Source organism: Commensalibacter sp. M0133 (genome assembly GCF_016101485.1).
Lineage (GTDB): Bacteria > Pseudomonadota > Alphaproteobacteria > Acetobacterales > Acetobacteraceae > Commensalibacter > Commensalibacter melissae.
Map to the genome: position 1 here is coordinate 31,605 of NZ_JACFQI010000004.1, position 19,393 is coordinate 50,997.

Annotated in this window: 16 protein-coding genes, 1 tRNA gene and 1 pseudogene; 8 read left to right on the top strand and 10 right to left on the bottom strand. The window is 34.6% G+C overall.

Annotation, left to right across the window (positions count from 1 at the left end):
• Nucleotides 1–3: 3 nt before the first annotated feature.
• Nucleotides 4–2,331 carry an ATP-dependent Clp protease ATP-binding subunit ClpA gene (gene clpA, locus H3T46_RS07520; protein WP_198197615.1) on the top strand — a complete coding sequence of 776 codons (2,328 nt, stop codon included), beginning with the start codon at nt 4–6 and terminating at the stop codon, nt 2,329–2,331.
• A gap of 78 nt (nt 2,332–2,409) precedes the next feature.
• Here clpA and H3T46_RS07525 read toward each other — a convergent pair whose 3' ends face one another.
• Genes H3T46_RS07525 through H3T46_RS07535 form a run of 3 tightly spaced genes read right to left on the bottom strand, consistent with a single transcriptional unit; the run spans nt 2,410 to nt 4,667 of the window.
• Nucleotides 2,410–2,880 (bottom strand): DUF3465 domain-containing protein, encoded by a 471-nt coding sequence (locus H3T46_RS07525; protein ID WP_198197039.1) that lies wholly within the window; start codon nt 2,878–2,880, stop codon nt 2,410–2,412.
• A gap of 6 nt (nt 2,881–2,886) precedes the next feature.
• A complete protein-coding gene (locus H3T46_RS07530; protein WP_198197038.1) occupies nt 2,887–3,870 on the bottom strand; it encodes a PPK2 family polyphosphate kinase in 984 nt (327 codons plus the stop codon).
• Nucleotides 3,871–3,911: 41 nt separating this feature from the next.
• Nucleotides 3,912–4,667, bottom strand: a complete 756-nt coding sequence (locus H3T46_RS07535; RefSeq protein WP_198197037.1) for an SDR family NAD(P)-dependent oxidoreductase — start codon at nt 4,665–4,667, stop codon at nt 3,912–3,914.
• A 187-nt stretch (nt 4,668–4,854) separates the two neighbouring features.
• Between H3T46_RS07535 and H3T46_RS07540 the strand changes: the two genes are divergently transcribed.
• The gene (locus H3T46_RS07540) at nt 4,855–5,436 is read left to right on the top strand and encodes a YqgE/AlgH family protein (protein ID WP_122123309.1); all 582 of its coding nucleotides are present in this window, start codon (nt 4,855–4,857) and stop codon (nt 5,434–5,436) included.
• 336 nt (nt 5,437–5,772) lie between these two features.
• Here the strand turns inward: H3T46_RS07540 and H3T46_RS07545 are convergent, their stop codons facing one another.
• Complete coding sequence (locus H3T46_RS07545; RefSeq protein WP_198197613.1) at nt 5,773–7,329, bottom strand: inorganic phosphate transporter; 1,557 nt, start codon at nt 7,327–7,329, stop codon at nt 5,773–5,775.
• Between the two features lie 461 nt (nt 7,330–7,790).
• Here H3T46_RS07545 and cysG point away from each other — a divergent pair, with 461 nt between their 5' ends.
• Complete coding sequence (gene cysG / locus H3T46_RS07550; protein WP_232349966.1) at nt 7,791–9,182, top strand: siroheme synthase CysG; 1,392 nt, start codon at nt 7,791–7,793, stop codon at nt 9,180–9,182.
• A gap of 7 nt (nt 9,183–9,189) precedes the next feature.
• Here cysG and grxB read toward each other — a convergent pair whose 3' ends face one another.
• Nucleotides 9,190–9,840: a glutaredoxin 2 gene (grxB, locus tag H3T46_RS07555; protein WP_122123307.1), complete on the bottom strand. Its 651-nt coding sequence runs from the start codon at nt 9,838–9,840 to the stop codon at nt 9,190–9,192.
• 184 nt (nt 9,841–10,024) lie between these two features.
• On the opposite strand from grxB, the gene H3T46_RS07560 reads away from it, so the two are divergent.
• On the top strand, nt 10,025–10,510 hold the full coding sequence (locus H3T46_RS07560; protein WP_198197035.1) for an ecotin: 486 nt from the start codon (nt 10,025–10,027) through the stop codon (nt 10,508–10,510).
• 244 nt (nt 10,511–10,754) lie between these two features.
• Here the strand turns inward: H3T46_RS07560 and H3T46_RS07565 are convergent, their stop codons facing one another.
• Nucleotides 10,755–12,467, bottom strand: coding sequence for a hypothetical protein (locus tag H3T46_RS07565; RefSeq protein ID WP_198197034.1), 1,713 nt, complete (start codon nt 12,465–12,467; stop codon nt 10,755–10,757).
• A gap of 142 nt (nt 12,468–12,609) precedes the next feature.
• On the opposite strand from H3T46_RS07565, the gene H3T46_RS07570 reads away from it, so the two are divergent.
• From H3T46_RS07570 to H3T46_RS07580, 3 genes are all read left to right on the top strand, one after another.
• Nucleotides 12,610–13,731: an asparaginase gene (locus tag H3T46_RS07570; RefSeq protein WP_232349968.1), complete on the top strand. Its 1,122-nt coding sequence runs from the start codon at nt 12,610–12,612 to the stop codon at nt 13,729–13,731.
• Between the two features lie 164 nt (nt 13,732–13,895).
• Entirely contained in the window at nt 13,896–14,414 is a 519-nt protein-coding gene (locus H3T46_RS07575) for a hypothetical protein (RefSeq protein WP_198197033.1), read from the top strand.
• Nucleotides 14,411–14,872: a hypothetical protein gene (locus H3T46_RS07580; RefSeq protein WP_198197032.1), complete on the top strand. Its 462-nt coding sequence runs from the start codon at nt 14,411–14,413 to the stop codon at nt 14,870–14,872. The genes H3T46_RS07575 and H3T46_RS07580 overlap by 4 nt, the downstream gene beginning before the upstream one ends.
• 51 nt (nt 14,873–14,923) lie before the next feature.
• Here the strand turns inward: H3T46_RS07580 and H3T46_RS07585 are convergent, their stop codons facing one another.
• The 4 genes and pseudogenes from H3T46_RS07585 to H3T46_RS07605 all read right to left on the bottom strand — a co-directional run bounded on the left by H3T46_RS07585 (nt 14,924) and on the right by H3T46_RS07605 (nt 18,219).
• Entirely contained in the window at nt 14,924–16,042 is a 1,119-nt protein-coding gene (locus H3T46_RS07585; protein ID WP_198197031.1) for a glycerol dehydrogenase, read from the bottom strand.
• A 100-nt stretch (nt 16,043–16,142) separates the two neighbouring features.
• Nucleotides 16,143–16,742 (bottom strand): annotated as a pseudogene (locus H3T46_RS07590) (LysE family transporter).
• Between the two features lie 90 nt (nt 16,743–16,832).
• Nucleotides 16,833–17,570 carry a DNA/RNA non-specific endonuclease gene (locus tag H3T46_RS07600; RefSeq protein ID WP_198197029.1) on the bottom strand — a complete coding sequence of 246 codons (738 nt, stop codon included), beginning with the start codon at nt 17,568–17,570 and terminating at the stop codon, nt 16,833–16,835.
• Between the two features lie 574 nt (nt 17,571–18,144).
• Nucleotides 18,145–18,219 (bottom strand) — tRNA-Gly (locus tag H3T46_RS07605).
• Between the two features lie 189 nt (nt 18,220–18,408).
• Here H3T46_RS07605 and H3T46_RS07610 point away from each other — a divergent pair.
• A complete protein-coding gene (locus H3T46_RS07610; protein WP_198197028.1) occupies nt 18,409–19,386 on the top strand; it encodes a co-chaperone YbbN in 978 nt (325 codons plus the stop codon).
• The last annotated feature ends 7 nt before the right edge of the window (nt 19,387–19,393 follow it).

The window sequence follows — 19,393 nt, forward strand, 5'->3', positions numbered from 1 at the left end:
ATGATGTTATCTGATAACTTAGAACATTCCTTACGACAAGCTTTTGAGTTTGCTTTAAATTTTCAACATGAATACATGACGCTTGAACATTTGCTCTATGCATTGACAGGCGATCCCGATGCTATTGTAATTTTTGAAGCCTGTCAGATAAATCTTGAAAAATTACGTCAAGATATCTTCACATTTATTAAAAATGACCTGAATATTCTAGTAACCGAAAAAAAACCATCCCCCAAACCCACGCATGCATTTCAAAGGGTCATTCAAAACGCGTCTGTCCATCTTTCTTCAGACCCAAGTGAAAAAATTAGTGCCGTGCATGTTTTAATTGCTCTTTTTTCTGAGCAGGAAAGTCATGCGGTTTACTTTTTACAAATGCATAATTTGTCAAAATTGGACATTCTGAATTTTATCGCACATGGTATAACAAAAAATACAGAATCCACCCATTTTTTTGGATCAAATTTTTTACCTCAGAATGATATCGATAACCAGTTGAATGATCTGTTTACCTATAGTGAAAAAGAAAATTCAAACTCTAAGAATACCAATCCCTTACAACTTTATTGCGTTAATCTAAACGATAAAGCCCGTCAAAACCGTATTGATCCCTTGATTGGAAGGCAATATGAAATTCAGCGTGCAATCCAAATATTGGCACGCCGGACAAAAAACAATCCGTTAATGGTTGGAAATCCTGGTGTAGGAAAAACCGCTATCATAGAAGGTCTGGCCTTACAGATTGTAAACAAGACAGCACCTGAGTTATTGCATAATTCTATAATTTATGCATTAGACATGGGAGTTTTATTGGCTGGTACACGATATAGAGGTGATTTTGAGGAACGTTTAAAATCCCTCATTCAATCCATTAAACAAGAAAAAAATGCCATTCTTTTTATTGATGAAATTCATACAATAGTCGGAGCTGGTTCCACTACAAACGGATCCATGGATGCATCAAACCTTTTAAAACCAGCACTCGCCGAAGGCAGTTTAAGATGTATCGGATCAACTACCTATAAGGAATATCGGCAATATATTGAAAAAGATCATGCCTTAGTCAGAAGATTTCAAAAAATCGATATTCCCGAACCTTCGATAGATGAAACAATCAACATCTTAAAAGGTCTTAAAAAAAATTATGAAAAATATCACAATGTAAAATACACTCATGATGCTCTTGAAACAGCGGTTACCTTATCTGCCAGATATATCCATGACCGTAAATTTCCGGATAAAGCATTAGACATAATTGATGAGGTTGGTGCTATACAGGCCATTTCCCCTGCCAAAAAACGCAAAAAAACGATTACAGTCAATGACATTGAAAAAACAATTGCTAATATCGCCCGCATTCCTGAAAATACTGTTTCAACCAGTGATAAAAAGGTTCTCTCTCAAATTGATAATAAACTGAAAAAAGTTATTTTTGGGCAGGATCAAGCAATTGAGACATTAGCTTCAGCCATAAGAATTTCCCGTGCCGGGTTGCGTTCCGAAAGAAAACCAATAGGTAACTACCTCTTTGCAGGACCAACAGGCGTTGGAAAAACAGAAATCGCTCGACAACTTTCAATTCATCTTGGCATCAAGCTCATCCGATACGACATGTCTGAATATATGGAAAAACACTCTGTTTCAAGAATGATTGGTGCACCACCCGGTTATATCGGTTTTGATCAGGGCGGATTGTTGACAGATATAATTGACCAGAATCCCTATGCCATTCTTCTTCTTGATGAAATTGAAAAAGCTCATCCTGATTTACATAATATTCTTTTACAGGTAATGGATCATGGTATTTTAACAGATCATAATGGTAAGGAAATTAATTTTCGAAATATTATCCTTATTATGACCACCAATACAGGGGCAACAGAATTTACTCGTTCAGCAATTGGTTTTGTAAAAAATCATCAAGCTGGATATGCAAACGAGGCCATAAACGAAAAATTCTCACCAGAATTCAGAAATCGTCTCGATGCGATTATTAATTTTAGACCTTTATCAAAACCAATCGTTGCTCAAATTGTAGATAAATTCATTAATGAACTAAACACTAGATTATCAAATAAAAACATTATTATAGAAATTTCCAAATCGGCAAAGGATTGGCTGGTTGAAAATGGATATGATCCATTGTATGGAGCACGTCCTATGCATCGTATTATTCAGGACTTTATTAACAAACCCCTCTCTAATGAAATATTGTTTGGTACATTAACAAAAGGTGGCAAAGTTCATGTAGTAGTAAAAAATAATAAAATATCCCTTAATTGCTTAAAAAAAATAAATTCAATTCTATCAAGAAAAAACGAGCTGGTTTAAATAAATTTTACTTTATCATCAAAAAAATGATGTTTCAAAACGCATAATCTTATTATTATATTTAAAATTCTAATTGAATTAATAATATTTTATACCATTTATAATCACATAACCTGGATAGGGCCATTTTCTCCTTGCTCCCTTATGCGTCCAATCAACTCCCTGATGTCTTGGACTATCATAATAATATCGCCCGACAACTTCAGCATAGTCCCCTCTTTTTACCCAAGGCCAGGTTGGAGCTTTCATTTCATCGAGATTATTCACAATTCGAATGGATACACCTTTCCCGACATAAAGATAAAAATAGCCATGTAAGCCACTTCTGGTATAACGTGCATCACTTACTGTGATCACCTTACCACAAAGATGAACAGGAACATCCTTAAAAGTTAAATGTTCAATATTATTTTCATACTCTTGTTGAATATGTAAAAAATTTTCATTATCACATTTATCAGAAACAGGTTGTGCCAGACTTTGAAAAGAGTAAAAAAAGAGGCTGGACAATATGAACAGCCAAGAAAAAAAACGAGTTTCAATAATCATTGAAGATTATTCCTTAGACTTATTTAGATTTTTTATTTTTTTATCTTTACCGATTTTATTATTCTTTTTGATTTTTTTTCCTACTTTATTATCAGAAAATTTACCTCCTAATTCAGCTTTCAGTGAATTTAAAGATTCCAGAACTTCTTGACTTGGCTTGGGTTCTGGAATATGAAGTTTTTCCAATTCATCAATCATGATTTCCGCAACAACCAAACGTGCAAACCATTTGTTGTTGGCAGGAATCACAAACCAGGGGGCGTTTGGTGCCGCTGTCTGCACAATAACCTCTTGATATGCACCTTGATATTCTTCCCAAAATTGACGCTCTTTTGGATCATTGGGGGAAAATTTCCATTGTTTTTCTTTATTTTCCAAACGTGCCAATAAACGCTTGCGCTGTTCCTCTTTGGATATATTTAAAAAACATTTAACTATTCCAATACCTTGTCGATAAATATATTTTTCGAAATTACGAATATCTTCATAACGGTCAGACCAGAAATTTTTATTGTTAAGTACCCGCAACGGTAGTTTTTGATTGGCCAAAATAGAGGGATGAACCTTGGTAACAAGCACTTCCTCATAATGACTTCGATTAAAAATCGTAATCTTACCTCTGGAAGGAACGGCCATATGAATACGCCACAAATAATCATGCATCAATTCTACAGGACCAGGCTGCTTAAATGAAGTTATCGTAATGCCCTGCGGATTTATTCCAGAAGTGACATGTTTAATCGTACCGTCCTTACCAGAAGTATCCATACCCTGCAAAGCGAGCAATAAAGCTGAATGCCCATTCGCAAATAACAGCTCTTGTAAATAGCTTAACCGTTTAATACGTTTCTTCAGCACTTTTTTTGCTTCTTTGGGAGATAGGGATAATCCGGCAGTATCATCCGCATTATAATCCGTTATAAGAAATTTTTTTCCATCCTCTACACGATATTTTGTTCTTAACAACTCACGTATTGATTGATCCGACATTTAAAGCTCCTTTAATGTTAACGATAAATTATTACGATATATCAATTTCCTGTTTTTACTACTGCAACCCCACCCGGCGCTTGGCAAACAGGCATAAGTTCAATTCGATTAACATTGAAATGAGAGGGAAGACTTAAAATCCAACGTACCGTTTCAGCAATATCCATAGCTGTTAAGGGAATTGTACCTTTGTAAACTTCTTTACCTTTAGCAGAATCTTTTAGTCTTACCTCGCTAAATTCGGTTCCACCACAAAGACCCGGTTCAATATTTGTTACCTTCAATGCAGTGCCAACCAGATCAGTTTTAAGATTTAACATAAACTGTTTAACAAATGCCTTTGTCGCACCGTAAACATTCCCACCACGATATGGATACGTACCTGCAATACTGCCCAAGGAAATAATATGTCCCCTCTTTCTTTCAAGCATTCCACTAATAACCAACTGAGTCAAATGAATTAATCCAATAATATTTGTTTGAACCATCCGATCCCAATCCTTTAAATCAATATTGGGAATTGGCTCCACGCCAAGTGCCAATCCTGCATTATTGACCAAAACATCAATATTCTGAAATTTGGCTGGTAAACTACCCAATTGACGCAAAAACAATTCTGATTTGGTCATATCCATTTCAAGTGGAAAAATTTTTCCAGGATGTTTGCTTGATAGGGATTCCAATTTATTCATCCTACGTGCCGCTGCAACAACCTGATAACCCTCCTGCACCAATACTTCGGCTATTGCCATTCCAAATCCAGCCGATGCACCTGTGACCAGTACCGTTCCCCTCATGATTTTCGTTCCCCTAACTATTAAAAAAACTAAGTAAATTATAATAATTACATCACCGCAATTATAAATTATTTTTTTGAAACGGACCATTAAAAGCTGTTCATTTACATTTCATTAAATCTGATAGTATAGTTTAATTTGAATCATCTCATTTTAAATAAATTATTATATTTGGTTTCTTTGAAAAATGACACATTCTTTCCTTGATCTTACCAAAGGATTGGCAGGCTGTTTTCTAATGTCAAGTCCTTTTACAACCTCACCCGCATTTGCACAGACAGTTGTTTTTATTTGTGCATATTCTCCGAAGGAAGGTACAATGGGCATTGTCATTAACCGTCATATTGCCAAACCAACCCCAAAAGAATTGCTAAATCAGCTTGGAATTAAAACGATGCCAACATCAAATAATTTTTCCATTACAGCGGGTGGTCCAATTGAAAATGCCCATGGTCTGGTTCTGCACACAAATGACTGGAAAGGTAAGGAATCAGTCTATGTAACAAAACAAATCAAATTGAGTACAAGCCTGGATATCTTACGTGATTTATCAGAAGGGCATGGTCCTTCAAAAGCGTTACTAGCCCTTGGTCATGCCAATTGGTCACCAGGACAGCTGGAAGAGGAACTTAATAATAATCTTTGGTATGTTGCTCCCTGTCAGGAAAGCATTTTATACAACAAAAATTTCAAGAATAAATGGTCAGACTGCTATAAATCCATTCTAACAAATCCAAGAAAAATATCTTTATATTCCGGAGAAGCGTGATTTAGTTTGATACATAAAAAAATAACTCAAATATTTAATCGTTTCCCTTTCCTGAATAGCCAGCTCAACTTTAACAAAGCATGTTATGATTTTTTTTCTAATATGACAAAACAAGTTTGATTATTTAATGATACATTTGTTAGCCCTTACAATTTGTTATTGAATGAAATAAAAACATACAATAAACAGATTTTTATCTTTACGTTTTTCTATATACAAATATAGAAAAACGATATGTAATTTTACCAAATTATTTACAGATTTTTTATTTATTTCAAGTAGTAGATAGACATTTTACACAAAAATTTTATTCGTTTATTGAACATAAATCCCAAACTAAAATAATTTTAAAAATATCCAAAATAGAACTGCAGATAACATAATTGAAACAGGCAAGGTTAAAATCCACGCCATTGCCATATTACGTATTGTTCTCCATTGAATACCATCACCGTTGGCCAATGCAGTTCCTGCCACCGCAGAAGTCACGACATGAGTGGTGCTAATAGGCATATGAAACTGATTTCCCATTTGTATCATTGTCATTGCGACAGTTTCAGCAACCGCACCTTGACCATAGCTCATTTCATTTTTACCAATTTTCCTGCCTACTGTAACAACCACTCTTTTCCATCCAACCATTGTTCCCAAACCTAGGGCAATTGCAATTACAGCCTTGACCCACGGAGGAATGAATTGTATTGCCGTGACAATCTCTTTCTCGAATTTTTCAAATAAATCCTTTTGAGAAGATGTCAGGGGAGATACCTTGGTAAAATGCACCAGATTCTGTTCAACCAAATACAAATCGTTTCTTAAATTGGCCTGATATTCAACAGGGACTTGCTTAAAAGTTTCCTTGTTATTTACATCATGCTGAATGGATTGCAACATCATCCGAATAGCAGGAATAGTTTCGGGAAAAATTTTACTGGACTGAATTGTTTTTGTCAGAATTTGACGACTTTGATCAATTGTAGGTAAATCAGGATTATTATTATATTTCATGAGAACTTGATCAATAACTACCGCTTTATTCATGAAATTCTCGACTTGTTTTGATGAAACCGCATTATTCAACGCATATGCGGTTGGTACGGTTCCTATCAAAATAAGCATGATTAATCCCATACCCTTTTGCCCATCATTTGAACCATGACTAAAGCTTACACCGGTACATGTAAGAATCAATAATAAACGGATCGGCCAAGGAGGTGTCCTTCCTGCTTCAGGTACTTTGTAAAAAGAGGTGATGGGCAAAAAATTCTTCAACAGAAACATTCCCAGTAATGCAATCGTAAATCCTGCCAAAGGACTGAATACAAGGGCCTTGAAAACCTGTAAAGCCTGTCCCCAGTCAACACCACTTGCCCTGTTATTTCCCATAAGCAACTGATTCATTAGACCAACGCCCAAAATCGAACCAATTAAAGTATGAGATGAAGAATTCGGAATCCCGAAAAACCAGGTTACCAGATTCCAGATCACTGCAGCCAGAAGTAATGCAAAAACCATTGAAAATCCAGCTTCACTTCCAACCTTGAGAACTAATTCAACAGGTAAAAGAGAAACTATTGTAAAAGCAACAGCGCCGCTTGAACACAAAACACCCAAAAAATTCCATAAACCTGACCAAACAACAGCTACAATTGGCGGCAAGGAATTGCTGTAAATTACAGTTGCAACAGCATTGGCCGTGTCATGAAAACCGTTTATGAATTCAAAACCCAAAGCAATAACAAGAGCCAGAGCCAATAATACAAATGCCAAAAAAGATGGATTGGTAACGCCTATTATATCTTCACGCAAATGAAGGATAATGTAGATTATGCTACCCAATAAAACTAAGATAAAAGCGATCTTGTTGAAACGTGGATTATTAGGTAGGATCATATTCAAGGCTTTTTTCACTATAGACAAAATCCGTTTCTTGCATCATCAAATTGATCATAAAATTAACTTTATTTCAGAAACGCTACAATTTAGTTGGATAGAATTGTTTACGGATAGATTAATTGTTTACAATGGCCTGACCCCTTTATCATAGGTCTTCATATAGTCATCCAAACCTTAATTTATAATGTTTTCATATTTATCATCATCAATCTTTTTTTACAAAAGAAAAATATGCTTCTCAAGATATGAGATTTATATCTTTCACATTTATGAATAAAAAAATCATATCCGTCATCGCAAAGATACACCCCGAACAATTAAGAACTATTTTCTTACGTGTTTTTTCTGTTTTCTCTTTATTTTTACAAATTATTTGTTTAAATAAATATGAGGCTTTTTGTCAGATAAATTTCTTCAGTTGAAACTCTATTTACTCTCTACTATCCATGAATGACAATTTGATAAATTCGGAAGTTCCCTCTTATTTTCCAATAACTTTGCGTATAGATGGAACGCGAATAGTGATAATTGGCGGGGGTAGAATTGCAGCACGTAAAATCAGGCTTTTATTAAGGAAAAATGTACAAATTGAAGTTTATGCGCAAACCTTTAATAAAGAATTGCAAACCTATGAAAAAGAAAAACTGATTAAATTTTGTCCCCCTTTACTAAACGAAAATGATTTTATTCAAAATGCGAAAGACGCTACCTTAATTTTTATCACAACTGACAATCATGAATATAATACTCTTATTTCCCTATGGGCAAAAAAATTAAATATTCCTGTCTGCACCGTTGATAATGCGGAATTATCTACCTTTATCACCCCTTCGATTATTGATCGTGATCCTGTACAGATCGCCATCTCCACAGGAGGTTGCGCTCCTGTATTGGGACGGCGAATACGTCAAAAAATTGAACCTCTACTCGGACAAGTCATCGGTCCATTAGCTTCATTCATCGGAAAACACAGGAATTGGGCCAAGGAAATATTATCAACCCATCAAGAACGACAACGGTTATGGGAAAGATTCATTGATGGCTATGGCACTTCCCTTATTAGCCAACAAAAAGAAAAACAAGCATTTGATTTTCTCAAGAATATTGCAAAAGAACCTTTTTTAAATAAAGGTGAGGTATGGCTGGTTGGGGCAGGACCGGGTGATCCGGATTTACTAACCATAAAAGCACTTCATCACCTGCAAAATGCTGATGTCATTTTATATGATAATTTATTATCACCCAAAATCCTAGATTACATACGTCGTGATGCATTATTATTTTTTGTAGGAAAACAAAAAAATCACCATACTTTAAAACAAGAAGAAATAAATGATTCACTAATCAAATATGCACGACAAGGCAAACGTGTTTTACGATTGAAAGGTGGTGATCCTTTTATATTTGGCCGCGGTGGGGAAGAGGCCGAGGCATTAATGCATGCTGGAATTCCATTTAAAATTATACCCGGCATCTCCGCTTCTAATGGTTGTGCGGCATATGCCGGAATTCCCCTAACACATCGTGAATGTGCACAGGCCTGCTTATTTTTAACCGGTCATACCAAGAAAACAGATCAACTTAACCTACCGTGGGAGAACATGATATTTAAAGACCAAACCTTGGTTATTTATATGGGACTTTCTTCTTTACCTCTTTTATGTAAAACACTAATTGATAAGGGATTGGAACAAACATGGCCTGCTGCTGCGATTGAAAAAGGTACCTTTCACGATCAGCAGGTAATTATCGGAAATTTAAAAACCTTACCTGATTTGGTTATGCAAAAAAAAATAGGTAGTCCCGTTTTAATAATAATCGGTCAAGTCATTCATCACAGAGTTACATAAAACACATTCAGTTTGCAAAAGCATCATTCAAGGGAATGGAACATGTTTCAGAAACTTTCTTACGCCATCGATCAACATTGACGCCATAGGTAATCCCCTTGATAATCGATAGCGAGTGAAGCATACTGTAAAGTGAAAAGTCGTTCCAAGATAGCTGCCGTTTCAAATCCAACAAAGGATAATTTTTCATTAAGGGTTCCAGACAGTCAATCGCCTTTTGAGTTCTCTGGATCAAGCTCGGATCAGCCAGATCAGAAACAAATCCCCCGCCAGAGGGGTCCTTTTTTTTACGGTAATATTTCTTTGCCTCTTCTGTGGAAAATTCAGGAAACGGTGCATTTACCCAACGAGGATAGGTCAAGCGATAAATAAAACGTTGAACATGACTGATCCATTCCATAATTTCTTCATTATCAGGCAACGTAATCTTTGGCTTATCTATGGTTGTATCAATATAGTTAATAATATCACGACTTTCCGGCATAAAGCGATTTTGCTGATATTCCAATATAGGCAACTGTTTACGCCCTACCATTTGCATGGGACCATGAATGTCATCATATAGTAAATATGATATTTCGACGGGATAATTTTTTAAAACAAAAATCATTTTTGTCATAACACAAAAAGGACAATGTTCGTAAATATAAAGTTTCATAGCAATTAAACAACACCCCTCAAATGATCAACCCTGCAAATTATCAAAATTTAAATTAATATATTTAAATCCCTTTTACTTTAATTAAAAATTATATTTGAAAATAAAATTACAAGGTCTTGTTGAATAATTTTACTATCATAACTTATAATTAAAAACTAAAATTATCATTTAGGAAATAAAAATGTTAATTCGAAAACAATTTCTTCTTCTTTTATCCATGTGTTATTTAATACCACTATATCACGCTTCTGCTAATCTTGGTAAAAATCAACTATCCATATGGCCTAAAGCAGAAAAAGGATATCAAAGAATCGTAATTCAACTACCACCCCTCTCCAATGAATACAATGCACGTGTTGAATTGATTCCCCAGAAAAAAATTAAATCAGACTGTAACACGGTCATAATCCATGGTCATATTACAACACAAACAATTCAAGGATGGGGATATGATTTTTACAGATTAGACAAAATCAGCAAACCGGCTTCCACCCTGATGGCCTGTCCACAGATCATTAAACAAGAGAAGCAGGTTTCAATTACGACCAATTTAACCTTTATAAACTACAATAGTAAACTACCCCTCGTTGTCTATGTGCCAGACGATATAACTCTTGCTTATCGGATTTGGACATCTTCTTCAATGCATCAAGCTAGAAATAAATAAATTTGCGGCATAACTTCATAGAAACAACAAAGATAAGATTGAAACAAAATTTTTTGGTTCATCTACCTCAGCAAAACTGAATATTTATTTAAATAACTTCCCATTGATTTATAAGATTTATATGCTTTGGTCATAACGTCATATATTTTACAAACAAATTTGGATTTATCGATGAGTATATGTTTCAGGCTATAGAATCATATGGTTATTCAACTATTTTTCACTTTGAACCTGATAAAATTACTTATAAAATATATATCTCGAAAACAGCTTTACTAATTTTCAGGTCCAGATTGTTTTTCAAGGTATCAGGCTGATGCAAATAAACCGTTTCAAAACTTATTTGATCTCCTTTTGTTACAGGAATCGCATTAGAAAAAGTTAGCTTTGCACTGGCACAAATTGTATTCATCACATCGTTGATATAAGGAATCAGGGGAAATTCAATTTGATTAACAGGTTGAAACCGAATTGTTTTATCGGTTTTAACAATTTTTAAAATTAATTGATCGCCACCATGAAAAGAGATTGGTCCTGACAAATCCATATTTTCTTCCTTGAATATGAATGAGCCATTTATTTGTAACAAGCCCGTTGCGGGAATCCGCCATAATTCATTTTTACTTTGCCACTCATCTGAAATGTTTTGAACAAGGGATATTTTATCCAGTTTAAGTTTAGTCCATGAATTTTCTATTTTCTTTGAATGTGGAATGATTAAATCTTTGAATGACAACCTTATATAATGGTGATTATTTGCAGAAAAAGATTTTTCTGATGGAACAGGCTTGACAATCCGATTTGAATTGTTTGTGACCGAGGGTCTTATCTCTACAATTTTATCATCATCCAATAATGATAAATTGGAAGAAACTACAGTTAAATCCGGTTTTCCCGATATGTTATTTTTTACCAAGACTTTATCATTAACAATATTCCATTCCCCAGAATTTTTCGGTTTATCCTTGATGGAGCAAAGTAAAACTGGTGAAGAATAACCTGGATAATCATGACATAAAATTAATGTGCCTATTGGAACATAATTTGGTAGTTCTTTAATGGAGAAGAATGCGAGCTGCAAAAAATCTGCTGAAAGATGTTTAGTCGAAACAACCCCGTTACAACCAAGATAAATATTTTTAGGTTTTATTCTTGCTGTTCCAATATAAAGACTTTGTCCGGCAATCATTCCTTCTGTAACGACAGAAATTCCTTTTCCTATAGGATTCCCAGATATAAATGCATCTGTATGAATGGACTTGACATCAATATTCTCATTACACAATGAATTCCTTTTTATATCAGGACTTGATGATTTTTCAATTTGCGATAGATAAGACTTGTCAAAAAGGTTATATTCAATTGAAATCGGCTTAACGACCCCCTGCATTGTAAAAATCTTGAACCATTTTGAATTAATTTTAGGGTCATATTGCCAGAGATTGTGTGTTTTAAGATTTAATAATAAATCACCTTCAATCCAGGACAATCCAAATTCCTGCTTATAATGTTGATCTGGATCGCTGTTAATAACCCATAATTCAGGTTTTCTTAAACCATGCTTTTGATTATAAACTGTTTTATTTTGACCAATAACATCCAGTAAAACCGTAAAAATTTGCTCTAATCCTGTATCAGTAATGATTTTCAATGCAATCGTCGATTTCGTATTTATTTTTCCTCCGGAAATATTGACTGAAAATTTACGTTTTGAAATCAAGAATTCATTCAGAATTATCGTAGGATCTCCACATTCAAATTCTATCGTATTAATGAATGATTGTGGATGCAGGGCGTAAGATAGATCAATTAAACAGGTCATGTCACAATTTTCAGTTACCTGTATAAAATCTGTTTTATATCCTTTTTGCAAAACAGGTAAAATTGTCATCTTCCACTGTGAAAAATAAGGCATCATGAACCGTTTACAGCCTTTTTTGAACACACTCAAAACCATTTTAACCTGTACCTTGTCTCTTTATTAGAGCATATTAATAATAATATTTTTAATTAATAGAAAAATAGTATATTGAATATGGGTAGGGTAGTAACCTGGATCAATCAATATAATTAAATTATATAAAATTAATTCTGATATAATGAATATTTTACCTAGATCCCTCTTTCAGTTTTTAATTATCCCCATGGGATTAAGTCTGATTTTACTTTCCCCTTCTTATGCAAAAACTGAGAAAGATAAACCGATGAATGATATAGATCGTGTTATCAGGCCTGAAAAAAAACAGGTTCTTGTACTAACTACCGGAGGAACCATCGCAGGATCAGCGACAACAGACGAGCTCGAATATAAAGCAGGCAACACCAAAGGAGAAGATCTTGTCGCTTCCATACCTGCTTTGCAAAACATGGCAAAAATTCATGTTGATCCCGTGGCGCAAATCGGTTCTCAGGATATGTCTGATACAATTTTGTTAAAATTGGCCAAAAAAGTTCAGGCTGCTGAAAATGATCCTTCAGTATCAGGAATTGTCATTACCCATGGCACTGATACCATGGAAGAAACCGCGTTTTTTCTTGATAAACTTATAAATTCGAAAAAACCAATTATTTTGACGGGTGCAATGCGCCCGACCAATTTTATCAGTTCAGATGGTGCATCCAATCTTGTCAATGCTGTTAAATTGGCTACACGCCCCGAGGCTTATCACCAACCTGTCATGATTGTAATGAATGACATGATTTATGATGCACATTCTGTTCAAAAAAGCCATACAACCAGCCTCCAAACTTTTCAATCCCCCAATACAGGGCCAATCGGCATTATCAATAATGATCATGTATATTTTTACCGTACGTCCAGTAATGCAAGGAAACATATTTACGCCATACCTGAGAAAGCCCCTTTTCCGCGTGTTGAAATTATTTATTCTCATATCCAGATGGATGGAGATCTTATTCATGATGCGGTCAAAAGAGGTGCAAAAGGCATAATCCTTGCTGGCGTTGGTGATGGAAATACATCAACCCAGGCAATACAAGCATTGAAAGAGGTCGCCAGCAAGGGTGTTATTGTTGTTCGATCCAGCAGAACGGGAAGCGGATTTGTCAATCGTAATGTTGAAGTTAATGATGATGCCAACAAATTTATAGCCGCAGCTGATTTAAACCCGCAAAAAGCCAGAATTTTGTTACAACTTATCTTGGCAAACAAGATTAATGAATTAGATACTATTCAACAACTTTTTTATGAAATGAACTGATTTAAAATAAATGCCATTATTATTATAAATATGGCATCCTAATTTTCACAATTTGATTCGTAAGCTTTAATTTTTTTACAAGCTTGAAATCAGAACAAGATTACGCTTATCCTAAATCTTCATTTAGAATAATTTTTATTAAAACCCAAATGTGGAGTTTTAGATTGATAAAATTTTTATCGTATACAATCCTGTCTCTAATAATCTCTTTGACTGTTTTATCGAATTTGACATATGCAAGATCTGTAAATACAAAATCCAGTGTTAAAATCGGTCCATTAAATAAATCGTCTAGCATCTTACCACAAATAGAAATTTTCGAAAGCCATGTCGGCATAAGCAAAAATTATATTATAGCCTTAGATCCCATCCATCCTGGAGCAACTTTAATAGCCTACAATTCTCCTACCTGTCAGGCCAATACCCATGGAAATACGGTACTCAACCATCATGATCCATCAAAACTAGAATTCACTGCCAAAGAAGATCCCTATTGCAAAATATCTATGCAAATTACAAAAAACCATCAATTGAAAATACTTAGTGAGACAATTCCTTGTAGTACATGGCATGGGGATTTTTGCTCTTTTGAAACATTGCCAATAGTAAACCGTATTTATCCGATAACGATTAAAGAGAATATTTCTTCAAGCAAATCCGAAGAAAAGGGTCAACCCAAATGAAATCCTTATCCTTGATATCAAAAATAAAATATGCATATACAATTATCTGCATTATTTTATCTTTACCCACAATGGCAATGAATCCTTCTCATTCCTCACAATCTATTACAGAACAAACTGTCGAAAAGGATCCCGTTAATCTGATCCTCTATGAAAACAGAACTCAGGTTAATTATGCGGCTGTAGGTTATATGCCATACTATCCGGCTTATGGCATGATTCATTATAACACTCCAAGCTGCAAAATTGAGATAACAGGTTTTGTTGACCCTTTTGCACTCAAGAAAAATAAATTAATTATCAGCTATAAAAAATGCAGGATATTTTTTGACCAGGATGGACAATCCCTAAAAAATCCACATGAAACTGAAGCATGTATGATTTATCATGTCAAGGAATGTAATTTTAGGGCGCTTTCTAATTTAAGAAAAATTGATTTTCAATCTAATACAGAATAATTAACAAAATATCATACACAATCTCACGAAATTGCGTATGATTGAATGCAGCTACAAAACAATATTATAGTTTTTTAACCATTTATGACCAATTCTATCAGCAGCCATAATAGCGGCATAAACCTGATCTTCAGAAACTTCGAAAGGCATGTTGTGTATAGTGTCATCTTTTGCACAACTTGCCTTTGCCACTTTCATTATTTTTCCCTTAAGATCATCATTATCCTGTATACCAATTTGGTCAAGAGTAACCGGTAAACCTATTTGTACACAAAAATCAAGAACGGTTTCCAATTCTTCCTGTTTCGCATTTTCAAGTACAAGCTGGGCTAAAGTGCCGAATGCAACTTTTTCACCGTGTAACATGGAATGACATTCTTCAAGAACGGTTAATCCATTATGGATTGCATGTGCACCTGCCAGGCCAGAACTTTCAAATCCGATACCACTTAAATACGTATTCGCCTCGATAATGTTGTCGACAGCTTTTATAGCAACTCCAGCCTCGACAGCCGCTTTCGCCTTCAATCCTTCCTCCAACAAGGTTTCATAACATAACCTGGCCAAATTCAAGGCTGCCAATGTTGATTGCCCCCCTGCCATGGAGACAGCTCTTGCCTCATAACAGGCTCTGGCTTCAAAATAGGTAGATAATGCATCTCCCATTCCTGAAATCAATAAACGAAGAGGTGCATTGGCAACAATTGTGCTATCCATAATTACCATATCAGGATTGGAAGGATACATCAAATATTCCTCAAAACCGCCATCTTCGGTATAAATTACAGATAAAGCGCTGGTTGGCGCATCATTCGATGCAGCTGTCGGAACAATTATAACCGGAACCTTATTATAAAACGCAATGGCTTTCGCTGTATCAAGGGCTTTCCCGCCACCAACACCGACAACTCCTTTGCAACCGTGTCTCTTTAGAATTTCCCCTAAACGATTAATCTCTTTTTTACAACACTCTCCCCTAAAAATTTTAAAATATGCCTGCACCGAGGAAATCTGGAAACTTTTTTCCAATGTGGCTTGTGTCAAATTCATTACAAAACTATCAGCGACAACCAAATAACTATTGGCCAGCATCAAGGCATATTTACCAACTTTTTCAAGTGCACCAGCACCTTGGATATATTTTGACGGAGATTGAATAATCGTTAACATCACAAATCCTCTGATTATGTGTTCCTATTTTCAAATATTCACAACCATGGAATATACTAAATAGTTTAAAACCAACTTAATTATACATAATAAGGATAATTTATTTTACAAATAATTTAAATATAATTGAGCATGCAAACATAACAAAAACACATGCTGATAATCTATCTATCCTGGATTTATAGATTTGATAAAAGGCCTGTATCCCGGAATGTGAAAAAGCCAATCCTACAAAAAGAAACCGGATCAGGGTTTCAAGCGTTATCATAATAAAAATAAAAAAAACAGTAAAAGGATTTAACCCAAAATGAATAATTGAAAAAATACTTGAAAAATAAAGTAAAGCTTTCGGGTTGGTTAAATTGGTAAACAATCCGGTAAAAAAATATGAATGACCAATGCCGTGCTTTACCGGCAATGGTAAATCAGCCGATCTGTAAATCTGACATGCCATATAAAATAAATAAACTAACCCGCCAAATAAAACTAATTCACGTAAAAAAGGATAATATTAAAAAATAAGGTGCAATCCCAACAACGAGAACAAAGCCCAGATAATTGCCCCCAATGTTGTACCCGTTACAACTTGAATGACAGCTTTTTTATTGCCTGTTAACCCTGTTCTTAAATTTAATAGAAAATCAGGGCCCGGTACTACCAATACACATAAGTGTATGAAAAATATGCTGATAAAAAGCATAATACAATAAAATTCTCATTAACTATTCAAAAAGGTCAGAAACAGTATTCCATATTAAATTCAATTCTTGTCTTCAAAATATAAAAAATATTACTTAACCCTTAGACGAACAGGTTTAGGCAAGGGAAATTTATTTTCCTTGATATCATTGGATAACGCTGGAAAAGGATCAATCCCGGTTTTGTTAATGAAAAAAGCTATACTCATGCGATAACATACAGGCCTATGTGAATTTTTACAAAAATAAACCCCACCCTTTTTTAAGGAAGGAATATAAACCGCTTTCCAGACCGCATACGGAACCCATACTCCGTCATAACCGATTCTTTTGACCGGTTCCTGAAAATAAGAACCTGTTATAACATATAACTGATCGTAGGATATTGCCATTTTCCTTACATTATGTTCAATCCAGTTCCATTTTCCACTATTCAGCTGCTTTGTCTGAGGTACAATATTACTGGAGATAAAAGTCTGTACCTGAGATTGATAATCAGGCATATCCCCACTAGGCGTCATATGACCACGATCAAAACCTGATCCTCTGTAATCCCTGATAACAGGATCACGATTATCAAATTTACCATATCTTTTCATATTCTTACTGGCCATTACCTGATTTTTTGTCAAAAATTCAGCTGAATAAATATTCCCCAAAGTTATATCTGAAAAAGAAGCGGCATAATCTTTGAAGCAGACTGTTTTTATCGGCCATTCAATAACTGGCGGTTTTCCATATAAAAACTTATTTTGACATGGATTTTGCGCTTGAACACAAATTCCAAATCCCAATAAAATAAAAAGTAAAACCAATAACTTTTTTTTCACAATTACTCTTCAATCTTTATCTAGTCCATTAAAAAAATAATGATTGATACATAATTACTGCGAACCTATTGCACAATATAAAGGCAATTTTTTCTGATTAAATTTAATCTCTTGAACCATATTTAAAAATTATAAAATTTGGTTTTTTTAAAATTATCAATTTTTTGTCATGTAAAGACCATAACAGCCTTAAAACACTAATTACGATAACTTTATTATATTAACTTAAAAATAACGATATACACTTGTTTGGAATAACAAATTTTTCTGATAGAAATTCAAATAATAAATTCCGAGAAAAATCAATAATGGAAATTTTCAGTTTCTATAAATTATTTTTGAAATAGAAAATCATATAATCTTTTGAATTTATTACGAACTATATTTAGTTGGAATATTTAAAATAAAAACCAAGTTATGACGATAATATCTTATTCTCAAGCATTTATACATTTAATAACAATATATGAATTAATTTCATATAATTTCTTTTGTACGCTACAGAAAATATAATGATTATTTGATTAAAAAATTAATCTATATTAAGTAAGATTTAACTTAATAAATTATTAATTGGAGCGGGCGATGGGATTCGAACCCACGACCCCAACCTTGGCAAGGTTGTGCTCTACCCCTGAGCTACGCCCGCTCTGAAGAACGTAAAAGCCTTTTATGATATTTCTATTAAAGATGCAAGCGGAAAAAACAAAAATTAAAAATTATTTTTATTTCCTGTCTCTCATCCACTATAATATATACAAAAATCAATTCTAATATCTAGAAATTGTTAAACATATGAGAATCAAATTTTTCATTTAAATGAAACAGGATATGATTTATGGCGCTTTTTAACTCCCCGTCCCAACCTGCAAAAGGTCAACTTTTGACTGAACATGGAACAGCCATTTCATCGGCTTCTTCTTCCAAAACGAGTATTATTGAAGGTAATCAAAATAGCTTTGTTCAGGAAGTCGTTGAAGCCAGCCAAAAAATTCCTGTTTTAGTTGATTTTTGGGCGAATTGGTGCAACCCTTGCAAACAACTTACACCATTATTGGAAAAAATTGCAAATGCCACTCAAGGACGCGTGAAACTTGTAAAAATCGATATAGACGCAAATCAAGCCCTTGTCCAACAATTGATGCAAATCGGCCTTCCCATTCAGTCTATCCCTCTGGTTGCTGCTTTTTGGAAGGGGCAAATAGTCGATTTATTTCAAGGGGTGCAAGCTGAAAGTGCAATTCAACAATTTGTCAGTCAATTATTAAAAACCGCTGGCAGTGCAATGCCCAGCACGGATTTAATTGAACAGGGACAAACATTGTTGCATGACAAAAAATTCGATGAGGCAATGGGTGTTTTTTCCCAAGCCCTTGAACTGGAACCTGAAAAACCGGAAGCATGGGGCGGGTTGATACGATCAATTCTTGCCAGTGCAGGACCAGAAGCGGCACAGGAAAGTCTTGATCAAATTCCGGAATCCATACAGGATCATGCCGAAATTATAGGTGCAAAATCTGCCATTGACCTTGCTTTGGAAGGTAAAAAAAACACTGGGGATACACAGGCATTAATGGATAAAATCAAATCGGATCCAGATAATTATCAGGCTCGCTATGAACTGGCTACCGCTTTAAATGGTGCCGGAAAAAAAAATGAAGCCGCACATGAATTGCTTGAAATTATGAAAAGAGACAAAAACTGGAATGATGAAGCGGCAAAAAAACAATTGTTACGTTTTTTTGAATCTTGGGGATTTGACGATCCAGCCACGTTGCAGGGACGTCGTCAATTATCAACCTTATTATTTTCTTAAGCCCGAT